Annotated in this window: 14 protein-coding genes and 1 tRNA gene; 13 read left to right on the top strand and 2 right to left on the bottom strand. The window is 72.5% G+C overall.

From position 1 onward, the window contains the following. Positions 1-163: 163 nt before the first annotated feature. Positions 164-592, top strand: a complete 429-nt coding sequence (locus tag ABZU46_RS02130; protein WP_354854359.1) for an ester cyclase — start codon at positions 164-166, stop codon at positions 590-592. Here ABZU46_RS02130 and ABZU46_RS02125 read toward each other — a convergent pair. Further along, positions 573-1148, bottom strand: coding sequence for a Uma2 family endonuclease (locus ABZU46_RS02125; protein ID WP_354854358.1), 576 nt, complete (start codon positions 1146-1148; stop codon positions 573-575). The genes ABZU46_RS02130 and ABZU46_RS02125 overlap by 20 nt on opposite strands. A gap of 95 nt (positions 1149-1243) precedes the next feature. Here ABZU46_RS02125 and ABZU46_RS02120 point away from each other — a divergent pair, with 95 nt between their 5' ends. The 9 genes from ABZU46_RS02120 (at position 1244) to ABZU46_RS02080 (ending at position 10971) form a co-directional block, all read left to right on the top strand. Next, positions 1244-1855, top strand: a complete 612-nt coding sequence (locus tag ABZU46_RS02120; RefSeq protein WP_354854356.1) for an NADH-quinone oxidoreductase subunit I — start codon at positions 1244-1246, stop codon at positions 1853-1855. A gap of 100 nt (positions 1856-1955) precedes the next feature. Then, the gene (locus ABZU46_RS02115) at positions 1956-2504 is read left to right on the top strand and encodes an NADH-quinone oxidoreductase subunit J (protein WP_354854354.1); all 549 of its coding nucleotides are present in this window, start codon (positions 1956-1958) and stop codon (positions 2502-2504) included. Next, a complete protein-coding gene (gene nuoK / locus ABZU46_RS02110) occupies positions 2501-2854 on the top strand; it encodes an NADH-quinone oxidoreductase subunit NuoK (protein ID WP_354854352.1) in 354 nt (117 codons plus the stop codon). The genes ABZU46_RS02115 and nuoK overlap by 4 nt, the downstream gene beginning before the upstream one ends. Next, positions 2851-4785 (top strand): NADH-quinone oxidoreductase subunit L, encoded by a 1935-nt coding sequence (locus tag ABZU46_RS02105; protein ID WP_354854350.1) that lies wholly within the window; start codon positions 2851-2853, stop codon positions 4783-4785. Before nuoK ends, ABZU46_RS02105 begins: the two co-directional genes overlap by 4 nt. Positions 4786-4840: 55 nt before the next feature. Continuing rightward, entirely contained in the window at positions 4841-6349 is a 1509-nt protein-coding gene (locus ABZU46_RS02100; RefSeq protein WP_354854348.1) for an NADH-quinone oxidoreductase subunit M, read from the top strand. A gap of 40 nt (positions 6350-6389) precedes the next feature. Further along, entirely contained in the window at positions 6390-7868 is a 1479-nt protein-coding gene (locus tag ABZU46_RS02095) for a proton-conducting transporter membrane subunit (protein WP_354854347.1), read from the top strand. A gap of 111 nt (positions 7869-7979) precedes the next feature. Continuing rightward, positions 7980-8855, top strand: a complete 876-nt coding sequence (gene htpX, locus ABZU46_RS02090; RefSeq protein WP_354854345.1) for a zinc metalloprotease HtpX — start codon at positions 7980-7982, stop codon at positions 8853-8855. Positions 8856-8996: 141 nt separating this feature from the next. Further along, complete coding sequence (locus tag ABZU46_RS02085; protein WP_354854343.1) at positions 8997-10256, top strand: MFS transporter; 1260 nt, start codon at positions 8997-8999, stop codon at positions 10254-10256. A 190-nt stretch (positions 10257-10446) separates the two neighbouring features. Then, entirely contained in the window at positions 10447-10971 is a 525-nt protein-coding gene (locus ABZU46_RS02080) for a dihydrofolate reductase family protein (RefSeq protein WP_354854341.1), read from the top strand. Positions 10972-11035: 64 nt separating this feature from the next. Here the strand turns inward: ABZU46_RS02080 and ABZU46_RS02075 are convergent, their stop codons facing one another. Continuing rightward, entirely contained in the window at positions 11036-11530 is a 495-nt protein-coding gene (locus ABZU46_RS02075) for a YajQ family cyclic di-GMP-binding protein (RefSeq protein ID WP_354854339.1), read from the bottom strand. Positions 11531-11677: 147 nt separating this feature from the next. Here ABZU46_RS02075 and ABZU46_RS02070 point away from each other — a divergent pair. From ABZU46_RS02070 to ABZU46_RS02060, 3 genes are all read left to right on the top strand, one after another. Then, a tRNA-Tyr gene (locus tag ABZU46_RS02070) sits at positions 11678-11761 on the top strand. Positions 11762-11938: 177 nt separating this feature from the next. Beyond that, positions 11939-12235: a hypothetical protein gene (locus ABZU46_RS02065; protein ID WP_354854337.1), complete on the top strand. Its 297-nt coding sequence runs from the start codon at positions 11939-11941 to the stop codon at positions 12233-12235. 393 nt (positions 12236-12628) lie between these two features. Next, the gene (locus tag ABZU46_RS02060; protein WP_354854335.1) at positions 12629-13075 is read left to right on the top strand and encodes a hypothetical protein; all 447 of its coding nucleotides are present in this window, start codon (positions 12629-12631) and stop codon (positions 13073-13075) included. Positions 13076-13086 lie beyond the last annotated feature (11 nt).

The following is a 13086-nucleotide window of genomic DNA, read 5'->3' as shown; positions in this document are numbered from 1 at the left end:
AGCTTCGCCCGCGGACGGCCCCACCACCCCCACGCCCTTTGCTCTGCTTCACTCACGGCAACATTCGATGGCCGAGAGTGTTGCGTCCGTTGAAGCAGAGCAAAGGGCGAGCCAAACACCTGTGGCCCCCGCTCACCGGTAGCTGGCCGGCTACCCTGCCGGCATGACGGATGTGGAGGTGGCGGCCCGGCGCTTCATCGCCGACGTGTGGAACGCCCGCCGGGAGGAGTCGGCCCACGAGTTGATCGCCGAGGAGTGCCCCGGGCTGGGCGGCACCGGGCCGGAGGCGACGCTGGCCTGGCACCGCGAGCGCCGAGCGGCCTTCCCGGACCTGCGCTACAAGATCGTTGACGTGGTCGCCGCCGGTGAGCGGGTGGCTGTGCACTGGCGGGCGGCCGGCACCCACGCCGGGCAGTTCGGGCCGGTGCCGCCGACCGGCCGGGTGGTCAGCTACTCCGGGGCGACGTTCCTGCGCTTCGACACGGCCGGCCGGATCGTCGAGGTGTGGAGCTGCAACGAGCTGTTCCAGCTCCTCCAACAGCTCGGCGTCGAGATGCTCCCCCCGACCGTCGTCAGCGGACCCGGGGCGTGATCCGGCTGATCGGCAGGTTGATCGGGAACGGCTCGCCGGTGTCGACGAACTTCGTCCACCGCCCGGTCTCGGTGTAGACCTCGTTCACGGCGTCGATCCGGTAGGTGACGACCTCCAACGCGCCACCCTCCGTCTCGATACGCCAGTAGAACGGGATGCCGGCCTGGGCGTACAGCGCCGGCTTCAACACCCGGTCGATTGAGCGGGTGCTCGGTGAGACGATCTCGATGGCCAGGACCACCTCGTGCGGCTCGTACTTCGACGGTTCGCGCGCCGCCGCGGTAGCGGTGGTGATCAGCACGTCGGGGATGAAGGAGCGGGTGCGGTTGATCCGCACCTCGACGCCCTGGGTCACGTCGTAGCCGTCGGGGCAGTCCTCGTCGAGCGCGGCCATCAGTCTGCCGGCGATGGTCTGGTGGGTGCGGGTGGGGGAGGGGGACATCAGCAGCACTCCATCGAGCAGTTCCCGGCGGCGGCCATCCTCGGGCAGCGCATCCAGATCGTCAGTCGTCCACTCGCTCTCGGGCGGGTAGTCGCTCTGCAGCGCGGCGGTCATGGGCGGGTCCTTCCAGGTGCGTCGTTCTCCCCACGACCACGATACCGCCGTCGACCTGTGGGTGGTGGTCGCGCGCGCCGGGGCCACAGGGCAGGATGGTCCACATGACCGACCCCAGCGAGCACGGCGACCCGGCGGGCGGCGCCACCGAGCGCGGCCTGCCCGGCGCGGGCCTGGTCAAGGGGCTGGCGGTCACCCTCAAGACGATGACCAGCCGCTCGACCACGCAGCAGTACCCGGACGTCGCCCCCGAGCTGCCGCCGCGCTCGCGCGGCGTGATCGCGCTGTCGGAGGAGAACTGCACCGTCTGCATGCTCTGCGCCCGCGAGTGCCCGGACTGGTGCATCTACATCGACTCCCACAAGGAGGAGGTGGCGGTGCCCGGCGCCGCCCGCCCCCGCCAGCGCAACGTGCTGGACAAGTTCGACATCGACTTCTCGCTCTGCATGTACTGCGGCATCTGCATCGAGGTCTGCCCGTTCGACGCGCTCTACTGGTCTCCGGAATTCGAGTACGCCGAGTACGACATCAAGGACCTGCTGCACGACAAGGACCACCTCGGTCAGTGGATGGCCACGGTTCCACCGCCGCCGGCGCACGACCCGAACGGCGAGCCGGCCAAGGAGGAGACCGCGGCGGCCCGCAAGGCCGCGCGTTCGGTCCCACCGGCGGTACGTCCCGACGCCGACCCGGGTCCCGCGTCGTGACCGCCCGCGTCGTGACGGCACAGGTCCTGACGGGACACGTCGTGACGGGCCGCGTTGTGACGCGGCCAGGCGCGGCCCGACCCGGCGGAAGGGCGGCCCGGTGACCGGCGCGGATCTGCTGCTGCTCGCCCTGGGCGCGGTCGCGGTGGGCGCCGGCGTGCTGGTGGTGACCACGAAGCACCTGGTCCGGGCCGGGCTCTACCTGGTGGTCTGCCTGGGCGCGTTGGCCGGCGACTATCTGGTGCTCGGCGCCGAGCTGGTCGCCTGGGTGCAGGTGCTGATCTATGTGGGCGCGGTGGTGGTGCTGCTGTTGTTCGCGGTGATGCTGACGCGGGCCCCGATCGGGGCCTCCGACGATCTGGACCGGCCCGGCTGGCCCGCCGCGCTGATCGGCGGCGGCGCCGGCCTGGGGCTGAGCGTCCTGCTGGTCGACGCGTACCGCTGGAGCACCGTCACGATGCCCGGCGCGGGCACGGCCGAGCGGCTGGGCGAGCAGATCTTCACCTCCTGGGTGCTGCCGTTCGAGGTGCTCTCCGTCCTGCTGCTGTCCGCCCTGGTGGGCGCGGTGGTGCTGTCCCGGCCCGACATCGGCCGGCGCGACGACGCCGAGGCGCCGGCGAGGAGCATGGCCTCCGGGGGGCGCCGGTGAGGCCCGTCATCCCGTACGTCACCGCCGCGTTGCTGTTCGGCCTCGGCGTGTACGGCGTGCTGCGCCGACGCAACGCCGTGCTGGTGCTGATGGCGGTCGAGTTGATGCTCAACGCGGTGAACCTCGTCCTCGTCACAGCGGACACCACCGTCCGCGCGGCGCTGCCGCACTCCGGTCAGGTCTTCGCGCTGTTCGTCATCGTGCTCGCCGCCGCGGAGATCGGGGTGGGGCTGGCGATCGTCCTTCAGCTCTATCGCCTGCGGGCCACCGTGGCGGTTGATGACGTGGCGTTGACCGAGCTGCCGGTGCCCGCGCGGGCCGTCGGCCAGAACGCGGAGGCGGGTCGGTGACCGGGCTGCTCGGGGCGGCGCTGCCCGCCGTACCGCTGGTCGCCGGCCTGCTCGGTCTGCTGCTGCCGCCGGCCCCGCGTCACCCGGGCGGAGCGGCCGGGGGTGACCGGGCCCGGACGGCCGCCGTGACGATCGGCGTGGCCGGCGCGGTCGGCGCGCTGGCGTTGGCCGTCGCCCTGCTGGTGGCGGTCGACGGTCCGACCCAGACGTCGACGACCTGGGTCGACATCGGCGGGCTGAGGGTGACCCTCGGCGTACGCCTGGACGGCGCCGCCGCGCTGGTCGCCGTCGCGGTCACCGCGGTGGCCCTGGCCGTGCAGGTCTACTCGATCGGCTATCTGCGGCGCGGCCCCCACGACGACGTCGACGTCGACCACCGCTACCCGCCGTACGCCGCCCAGATCAGCCTCTTCACCGGTGCGATGCTGCTGGTGGTGGTCTCCGGCGATCTGATCATGCTGCTGGTCGGCTGGGAGGTGATGGGCCTCTGCTCGTACCTGCTCATCGCCCACGACCGCCGGCTCGCGGGCGCACCGGCCGCCGCGATGAAGGCGTTCCTGGTGACCCGGGTCGGTGATGTCGGCTTCCTGCTCGGCATCGTGCTGCTCGGCGTGTCGACGGGCAGCTTCCGGATCGCCGACGTGCTCGCGCACGACCACTCCGGCGTGACGCTGACCGCCGCCGGCCTGTTGCTGCTGGCCGGGGTGGCCGGCAAGAGCGCGCAGTTCCCGCTGCACACCTGGCTGCCGGACGCGATGGCCGGCCCGACGCCGATCTCCGCGCTGATCCACGCCGCGACGATGGTGGCCGCCGGGGTGTACGCGGTGACCCGCCTCTACCCGCTGTTCACGGCCGCTCCGGTCACGTTGACCGTGCTCGGGGTGCTCGGCGCGATCACCCTGCTGCTCGGGGCGCTCGCCGCCACCGCCCAGGACGACATCAAGCGGGTGCTGGCCTGGTCGACCGTGTCCCAGCTCGGCTACATGACCGGCGCGCTGGCCGTCGGCTCACCGTCGGCGGCGCTGTTCCACCTGCTCACCCACGCCGCGTTCAAGGCGCTGCTGTTCCTCGCCGCCGGCGCGGTGATCCACGCCGTGGGCACCACGCTGATGTCGGAGATGGGTGGTCTGCGCCGCAGCATGCCGGTGACGTTCTGGTGCACCGTGATCGGCCTCGGGGCCCTCGCCGGTGTGCCGCCGCTGGCCGGCTTCTGGAGCAAGGACGGCGTGTTGACGGTCGCCGAGTCGGCCGCGCTGGAGGGCACCGGGCCGGCGCCGTCGTGGGTGGGTTGGCTGGTCTGGCTGGCCGGGTTGCTCGGTGTGGCGATCACCGCCTGGTACGCGGGCCGGCTGCTGCTGCGGGCCTTCTTCGGCGAGCCCCGGCTGCCGCTGGTCGCGCCGCACGATCCTCCGGCGGTGCTGCGGTGGCCGGTACTGCTGTTGGCCGTGCCGGCCGCGCTGCTCGGCCTGGCCGGGTTCGTGGGCGCGTTCGCCGACCGGCTGCGGTTCGCCACCGTGCCGGTCGCCGGTGCGGAGGACGGCCTGGTCCACGTCGGGCCGGCGCTGCTGCTGCCGCTGGCTCTGCTGGCGGTCGGCGCGGGGTTGGTGTGGGTGCGCTGGCAGCGGGACCGGGCCGCCGACCCGGCGACCGCGCTGGGTCCGCTGCGGCCGGTCTTCGCCCGCGCGTTCCGGCTCGACGACGTCCAGCACGCCCTTGTCGTACGCCCCGTCCGGGCGCTGGCCCGCCTCGCGCGCAGCGGCGACGAGGTGGTGGTCGACGGGGCCGTCGAGGGCAGCGGCCGGGCTGCCTCCGGCCTGGGCGCCGGGCTCGCCGCGCTGCACCGGGCGGCGCTGCCCCGGGCCGCCGCTGGTGTGCTGGCCGGCGCCCTGCTGATCGGCCTGGCCGCCGCCATGCTGGGAGCGATCCGGTGAGCGCGAGGAGTGAGCCGGGTTTGCGAGCCCCGCAGTCGCGAACAGAGGCGATCCGATGACGCTTGGGCAGGTTCTGCTTGTCGCCGTGCTGGTGGTGCCGGCAGTGGGCGCGGTCGCGGTGGCGGCGACTCCACGGGACCGGGCCGCACGGATCGTCGGGACGGTCGCGGCGGCGCTGACCCTGCTGGCCGCCGTACCGCTGGTGTTCGGTGGGCGGGGGTGGTTCGCCTGGTCGGCCGGTACGCCTGCGGTGCGCCCCTGGCACCAGGTGGACCTGCCCTGGGTGCCCGGCCTGGATCTGCGCTTCCACCTCGGCGTCGACGGCATCTCCTGGCCGCTGGTGGTGCTGACCGCGCTGCTCACCCTGCTCTGCTGCGCGTACACGGTGTGGTGGGTGCCGGACGGCGGCAGCGGCCGGGCGTTGGTGGCCCTGCTGCTGGTGGTCGAGGTGGGCATCCTCGGCACGTTCCTCGCCCTGGACCTGGTGCTGTTCTTCCTCTTCTTCGAGGTCGTCCTGCTGCCGATGTACGCGATCATCGCCGGCTGGGGTGGCGCGGACCGGCGGCGGGCGGCCCGCAAGTTCGCGCTCTACACCCTCTTCGGGTCGGTGCTGCTGCTGGTCGGCGTGTACGTCGTGGTCGCCGCGGCGGGCACCGCCGACGTGGTCGCGTTGACCGGTGGGGGCGGGCTGTCCCGGGGCACCCAGCTGGCCGCGTTCACGTTGCTCGCGCTCGCGTTCGCGGTGAAGAGTCCACTCTGGCCGCTGCACTCCTGGCTGCCCGACGCGCACACGCAGGCCCCGACGGTGGGCAGCGTCGTGCTGGCGGGCGTACTGCTCAAGATGGGCACGTACGGGCTGATCCGGGTGGCGGTGGGGGTGGCGCCCGAGGGCGCCCGCTGGGCCGCGCCGGTGCTCGGCGTGCTGGCGGTCGCCGCGATTCTGGTCGGTTCGCTTGTCTGCCTGGCCCAGGCTGAGGTGAAGCGGCTCATCGCGTATTCCAGCGTGGGGCACATGGGCTTCGTCCTGCTGGGCGTCGCCACGCTGACCGCCACCGGCATCCAGGCGGCCCTGATCGGCAACGTCGCGCACGGCGTGATCACCGGCCTGCTGTTCTTCCTCGCGGGCGCCGTGAAGGACCGTACCGGCACGGGTGCGCTCGCCGAGCTGTCCGGGCTGCGGGAGACCGCGCCCCGGCTGGCGGGTCTGCTGGCGTTCGCGGCGATCGCGTCGCTCGGCCTGCCCGGGCTGGCCGGCTTCTGGGGGGAGGCGTTCGCGGTGGTCGCGGCGATCCAGGTGGGCGGCCCGCTGTGGATCACCCTCGGGGTGCTGGCGGCGGTCGGTGGCGCGCTCACGGCCGCGTACTTCCTGCGGTTGTTGCGCCAGGTCACCCACGGCCGGCCGAGCCCCGCGGTGGGCCGGGTCGGCTCCGGGCTGGCCGGCGCGGAGCTGACCGCGTGGGCGCCGCTGGTGCTGCTCGCGCTGGCCATCGGCCTGGCCCCGGCGCTGGTCCTCGGCGTCGCCGAGGCGCCCGTCGACGCTTTGATCGGGGTGGTCTCCCGATGAGCGCGGCGCAGCGGGTGGACGCGAACGACGGCAGGCCCGAATGAGCGCCGTGCAGAGCGTGGACAGCGTGGCGTTGCTGCCGGCGTACCTGGCGGCCGGTACCGCCGTACTCGTGCTGATCATCGATCTGGTCCTGGCGCGGCCTCGGGTCACGGTCGCGGTGGCCGCGCTCGGCGCGCTCGGTACCGCCGTCGGCGCCGCCGTGGTCGGTGCGGGCGGCGAGCGGCGGACGTTCTGTGTCGGCGCCGACTGCTCCTGGGTCTTCGGCGGGCGGGCGGCCCTGGTCGCCGCGGTGGTGGCGCTGCTCACCCTGGGTGTGCTCGGGCTTTCGGTGCCGGCGCTGCGGGCCGGGCGGTCGCCGGTGGGGGAGTACGCCTTCCTGCTCGCCTGCTCGATGACCGGCGGTGTGGTGCTCGGCGCGGCCGGCGACCTGATCACCCTGATCGTGGCCCTGGAGACGCTGACCCTGCCGCTGTACGTGCTGGTCGGCCTGCGCCGGGGCAGCCTGGCCAGCGCCGAGGCGGCGGTGACGTTCTTCGTCGTGAGCGTGGTGGCCACCACGATCACCCTGCTCGGCGCCGCGCTGCTGTACGCGGTGACCGGTGCACTGCACCTGGACCGGCTCGGTGCTCTGCTGGCCGAGCGGTCGGAGCTGCGCGACCTGCCGCTGACCACCGCCGCCGTGGCGCTGCTGCTGCTCGGGCTGGCCTTCAAGGTGGCGGCCGTGCCGTTCCACGCCTGGGCGCCGGCCACCTACGACGGCGCTCCGCTGCCGGTGGCCGCGTACCTGTCGACGGCGTCGAAGCTGGGTGGCCTCGTCGCGTTGCTGGCCGTGGTGCAGCGGGCGCTGCCGGCGGACCAGACCGGCCCGGTGCTCGCCCTGCTGGCGGTGCTCACGATGACCGTCGGCAACCTGGTGGCGCTGCGCCAGCGGCGTACCGTCCGGCTGCTCGCCTGGTCCTCGGTGGCGCAGGCCGGCTACATCCTGGCCCCGCTGGGTGCGTTGGCGCTGGCCGCCGGCCGCACGGGCGAGGCGCGGTCCGCCGCGTACGCCGCCGCGGTGGCGTACGCCGTCTTCTTCGTGGTGTTGGAGCTGGCCGCGTTCGCCGGGGTGACCGCGCTGCGCCCGGTGGGTGCGGACGGCGGCACGCTTGACGACCTGCGCGGGGCGGCCCGCCGGCACCCGTGGCGGGGCGCGGCGCTCGGTCTCGCGCTTGTGGGTCTGGCCGGGCTGCCGCCGGGCCTGGCCGGGCTGTTCGCGAAGGTGACGGTGGTCCGGTCGCTGCTGGACGGCGGCGCGGCCTGGCTGGCGCTGGTGGTGGCGTTGAACGCGGTGATCGGGTTGGCGTACTACCTGCGGGTCACGGCCGCGCTGTGGGCGCCGACGGCGACATCGGGTGCCGCGGCGCCGGCCGTACCGCTGGGGGGTGTGGTGGCGGCGGTGCTGGCGGTGGCCACGGTGGCCGCCGTGGTGCTGGGCTTCGCCCCGCAGCTGGTGCTGGATCTGGCCGCCCGCTGACCTGCGACCCCAATCTCAGTGAGTTCTCAGCGTTGAGACGGATGGTTGACGGGTACCGGGTTGTTGAACCGGTCAGCGGATCCCGGCGATCCGTGCACCGAAGGAGAGATCGTGCACCACAACCGTCTGAAGACCGCCGCGCTGCTCGGTCTGCTCACCGCCCTGATCCTCGCGGTGGGCTACTGGTTCGGCGGCAGTGGCGGCCTGGTCATCGCCGTCCTCATCTCACTGGTCATGAACGGCATTTCCTACTTCTACTCCGACAAGCTCGCACTGCGCTCGATGCGGGCGCAACCGGTCAGCGAGGCGCAGTTCCCCGAGCTGTACCGGATGGTGCGCGAACTCGCGACCGAAGCCCGGCAGCCCATGCCGCGCCTGTACGTCAGCCCGACCGCTCAGCCCAACGCGTTCGCCACCGGGCGTAACCCGCAGCACGCGGCGGTCTGCGTGACCCAGGGCATCACCGAGATCCTGGATTACCGGGAGCTGCGGGGTGTGATCGGGCACGAGCTGTCCCACGTCTACAACCGGGACATCCTGATCTCCAGCGTGGCGGCCGGTCTGGCCGGCATCATCACCTTCCTGGCGAACATCGCCTGGTTCATCCCGCTGGGCGGTGGGGACGACGAGGATTCGCCCAACCCGGCAGTCCTGCTGCTGACCCTGATCCTCGGCCCGATCGCGGCCACGGTGATCCAGTTGGCGATCAGCCGCAGCCGTGAGTTCCAGGCCGACCAGTCGGGCGCCGAGCTGAGTCGCGACCCGCTGGCCCTGGCCAGCGCCCTGCGCAAGATCGACGCCGTGGCCCGGCAACGCCCGCTGCCCGCCCAGGGCACGCTCACCAGCACCGCCCACCTGATGATCGCCAACCCGTTCTCCGGTGGCGCGGTGGCCGCGCTCTTCTCCACCCACCCCAAGATGGAGGACCGGGTCGCCCGGCTGGAGCGGATGGCCGCCAACTCGGGGCCCGTGCAGTTCCAGCGCTGATCTTTTCTGCACTCCGCCCGCACCCGCTCGCCTCGGGTGCGGGCGGAGTGCTGTGTCGGGGCCGATATCCGGTACTGCCCGCCCGACCGGCGGCGTTAGGGTCATAACCGCTCACGCTCATTACATCCTCGGAGGTTCACGGTGGCCGCGCTGCGTCAGTACCTGGGTGTCTGGCGGATCCCCGGTGCGCCGATCCTGCTGGTCACCGGCATCATCGGGCGACTCGGAATCGGCATGACGCCGCTGGCGCTGCTGCTGGTGGTCGAGCAGGTGACCGGCCGGTACGCGCTGGCCGCCGTTGCCGGCGGCATCTACGCCGTCGCCGGCGCCGCGCTCAGCCCGGTGGCCGGGCGGATCGCCGACCGGGTCGGCCCGAGCCCGGTGCTGCTCGTCACCGCCGTAGCCCACCCGCTGGCGCTCATCGGACTGCTGCTGGCCAGCCGTTCGGGCGACGACGCCCTCGCCGCCATCTACCTGACGGCCGGCGTCGCCGGTGCGACGTACCCGCCGCTCACCGCCGCAATCCGCGGCGCCTGGAACGAGCTGACCAGCCCCGCCTCCGGCCGGTACGCCCTGCGCAACACCGCCCTGGCCGCGGAGACCTCACTGTTCGAGATCGTGTTCGTGCTCGGCCCGCTGCTCGTGGCCGGCTTCGTGCTGGTCGCCGACGCGGCCGCCGCGCTCATCGGGGCAGCGGTCGTCACCCTGGTGGGCACCACCGCCGTCGCCCTCGGTCGCGTGATGCGCGGATGGCGTCCGCACCCGCGCGAACACCACGCCCGTGGGCTCGGCCCGCTGCGGGTCGGCGGCTTCCCGGCCCTGCTGGTCTGCGTGGCCGGGCTGGGCATCGCCTTCGGCGCCGCCGGTGTGATCGTTCCGGCGTACGCCGGCAACGCCACCACCGACGATCCGGAGAGCCTGGCCGGGCTGTTGCTGGCGGTCTGGGGAGTCGGCAGCGCGATCGGCGGCTTCTGGTTCGGCGTCCGTCGGCCCGCGCCGAACATGACCCGCCAGTTCGCCCTGCTGCTCGCCGCGCTGGCCGGCACCTTCGTGGTGTTCGCGGTGATGCCCACGCCACTGGCGCTGGGCGTGGCGCTGATCGTCGGTGGGGCCACCATCGCGCCGGCGCTGACCCTGGAGAACACCCTGGTCGGCCGGATCGCCCCGGCCGGCATGCTGAACGAGGCGTACACCTGGGTGGTCACGGTGGCCGTGGCGGCGAGCGCCGCCGGCGGCTCGGTGGCCGGCCTGATCGTGGATCACGCCGGGGGCGTGCCGTGGGCCTTCGTCTTCGCCGGGGTGGCGGTGGCCGTCGGGGCCGCGGTCGCCGCGCTGCCCGCCGGGCCCATCGCCCGGGCAGAAGCCTCGGCGGTACGCGCCGAAGAGCCCGTCCCCGTCTGATCCCTCACCGGCCGGCTCGGTCCGGCCAGGCCCCGCGCCTTGATCGACTCGGGTTCCTGCAAGTCGCGGTGTCCCGTTGACGAGGACGCCCCGACATCCAGAAACCCGAGTCGATCTCAGTGGACGTGCCCCCGATGGCTTCTGCCGCCGTGCGGCGTCCATCAGAATGGGCATCGACGAGGGGGGAACCATGGCCAAGCTGCTCTACTCCGCGACCGCGTCGCTCGACGGCTACATCGCAGGCCCCGACGGGGACATGTCCTGGCTGACCGAACACCTCACGATCGACAACCCGACCGCGGACCGCGTCCTGGCCAACGTCGGCGCGATCCTGGCCGGCAACCGCACCTTCGGCGGCGACGACCCCAACCGAGGGACCGAGAAGGAAGGCGCGTTCGGCGGCCGGTACCACGGACCGGTGTTCGTGCTGACCCACCAGCCGCCGGCCGAGCCCCCGGACGGCATCACGTTCGTCGGCGACCTGCACACCGCTGTCGAGCAGGCCAAGGCGGCGGCCGGCGACACATACGTGAACGTCCTCGGCGCCGACATCGCCCGGCAGTGCGTCCGGGCTGGCCTGCTCGACGAGATCCTGATCTTCTTCGCTCCGGTGCTGCTCGGAGACGGGGTGCGCATGTTCGACGACCCGGGCGGCGCACGGGTGCGGCTGACGCCCATCCCGGGCGAGACCACGCACTGGTACAGCGTGGGGTGAACCGCTCGGCAACCGTGGTGCCGGCACTCCACGCCTGCGGGTGCCGGCCCGGCTGCTCGTGCCGCTAGCGGTAGTTGGTGAACTGGAGGGCGACGCCGAAGTCCTCGCCCTTGAGCAGCGAGATGACCGCCTGGAGGTCGTCCCGCTTCTTGCCGGTGACGCGCAGCTGGTCGCCCTGGATCTGCGCCTGAACGCCCTTGGGGCCCTCCTCGCGGATCTTCTTGCTGATCGCCTTGGCCTTGTCCGTCTCGATGCCCTGGATCACCTTGCAGTCGATCTTGAACACCTTGCCGGACGGGCGAGCCTCGCCGGCGTCCAGCGACTTCAGCGAGATGTTCCGCTTGACCAGCTTCTCCTTGAACACGTCTAGCGCGGCCCGGACGCGCTCCTCGGTCTCCGCCTGGAGGCCGATTGCCTCCTCGCCCGACCAGGAGATCTCCGCGCCCGTGCCGCGGAAGTCGAACCGCGTCGCGAGCTCCTTCTCCGCCTGGCGAAGGGCGTTGTCGACCTCCTGGCGGTCAACCTTGCTCACGATGTCGAATGACGGGTTCGCTGGCATGCTTCTGCTCCTGCTGTCCGGCGGTCTGGGCGTGCCGTCGGCCGCCGACCAGCGGCACGACCCTCTGACCGTACCCGGTTGCGTCGGTCCCGGGGCGAGCCGCTATCCTTGCTTCCGCCGCCGCGTTACGACGCGGTGGGGTGCCCTGGCGGGTTGCCCGAGCGGCCAATGGGAGCGGACTGTAAATCCGTCGCGAGAGCTACAGAGGTTCGAATCCTCTACCCGCCACCAGGTGCAGACACGGCCCCTGACCAGCAGAGATGCTGATCGGGGGCCGTTGTCGTTTGTCTGGTCGAGTCCGGCTGCGTCCAGCCGTTAACGACTGGTTGTGGGCAGATGGTGGGCAGGTCGATCTTGCCGCTGGCAGCGCGTTTGAGAGATGTCCGGACGCCGTCCTACGCTCGCCGTGTGGAGACGATCGTGGCGACGGGCCACTGGATCTACGGCGGGGTCACTTCCGCGGCGGTCTGCGTAGTGATGCTCGACTACGACTTCTGGTATGCCGTCGGAGAGGCTGACAACGACCTCGAAGAAGACGAGTCTCCGCAGCTGAACCCGGAGGGCCGGCTCTACTACGTGAGGTATCGGCCAGGATGGCCTGCCGGGGGAAAGCCCTTCTGGCCGGACTCTCAGGGCTTCCACCTGGTGGATGATGCGATCGCCGCCGCGGAGGCCGCCGTCCCCGGCTCAATCACCTGGCAGTAGGTCGGCCATCTGTTGGACCGACTTCCCACCATCTCGAACACGTTCTGGGCTGCGAATGCTGGTGATGCTCCGGATTGCCAGGGGCGGCGTGGACCACGGGTGCAGCGACTGGCTGAGGGCTCCGCGTTGGGGGCGTAGCCGGCTGCGGGAGGTAGGCCGGGGGCAAGCCAGTCCCGGGGTTGGACTGGTGCGGCAGTCGGAAGCCGCGACCCTCGATCAGGGCGACGCGTCCGGCTTCCGTACCGCCTGGCCGTGAACGTGCGCTTCCTAGATCAGCAGGCTCGGGGCGGCCGTCCGGCGGCAGTCGGTAGCTCACCGCCCCGGCGCCGGAGGCGGCCGGGGCGGCTTGCCGCCGGCCGGCTCACCGCCCCGCGCCGCGCGGAGCGCGGCGCCTTGACCGTCGCCCACGGCCAACCCGACTGGATCGGCTGGGCCAACGCCGTAGCCGTCGAGCTGATGGCCATCTACCTCGGCCTCGAGATCCGCGCCCGCCGCCGTGATGGTCGACCCGTCGGCCTGGTCGGCGTCCTCCTGATCGCGTTCGCTTTGCTCTCCCTCGCCGCCCAGGTCGCCGAAGCCGAACCATCCGTCTGGGGCTGGATCGTCGCGGCGGTGCCCTCGCTGGCCTTCCTCGCCCTGGTCAAGGTCGTCCTGTCCAGCCAACCCACCACACCGCCGGCCCCGGAGCCCGATCAGCCGCAGGGCGATTGGTACGACGAGCCGCAGCCTGTCGAACCCGCGCCGCCGGCTCCGGTGATGCCGCCGGCATCAGCCGCGGTGCTGCCTCCGGTCGGCGTCGTCCAGCACAACCGGCCCCAGGTCGTCGGGATCATTCGATGACGGCAGGCGTT

The organism is Micromonospora sp. NPDC005197 (assembly GCF_040608295.1).
Taxonomy (GTDB): domain Bacteria; phylum Actinomycetota; class Actinomycetes; order Mycobacteriales; family Micromonosporaceae; genus Micromonospora.
The sequence above is the reverse complement of the archived record's forward strand: the minus strand, read 5'-3'. Positions and strand labels throughout refer to the sequence as shown.

Bases quoted from the DNA above. Each gene is read 5' to 3' on its own strand.
- ABZU46_RS02130 (WP_354854359.1), top strand. From the start codon at position 164: ATGACGGATGTGGAGGTGGCGGCCCGGCGCTTCATCGCCGACGTGTGG.
- ABZU46_RS02125 (WP_354854358.1), bottom strand. From the start codon at position 1,148: ATGACCGCCGCGCTGCAGAGCGACTACCCGCCCGAGAGCGAGTGGACG.
- ABZU46_RS02120 (WP_354854356.1), top strand. From the start codon at position 1,244: ATGGTCCACATGACCGACCCCAGCGAGCACGGCGACCCGGCGGGCGGC.
- ABZU46_RS02100 (WP_354854348.1), top strand. From the start codon at position 4,841: ATGACGCTTGGGCAGGTTCTGCTTGTCGCCGTGCTGGTGGTGCCGGCA.
- ABZU46_RS02095 (WP_354854347.1), top strand. From the start codon at position 6,390: ATGAGCGCCGTGCAGAGCGTGGACAGCGTGGCGTTGCTGCCGGCGTAC.
- ABZU46_RS02080 (WP_354854341.1), top strand. From the start codon at position 10,447: ATGGCCAAGCTGCTCTACTCCGCGACCGCGTCGCTCGACGGCTACATC.
- ABZU46_RS02075 (WP_354854339.1), bottom strand. From the start codon at position 11,530: ATGCCAGCGAACCCGTCATTCGACATCGTGAGCAAGGTTGACCGCCAG.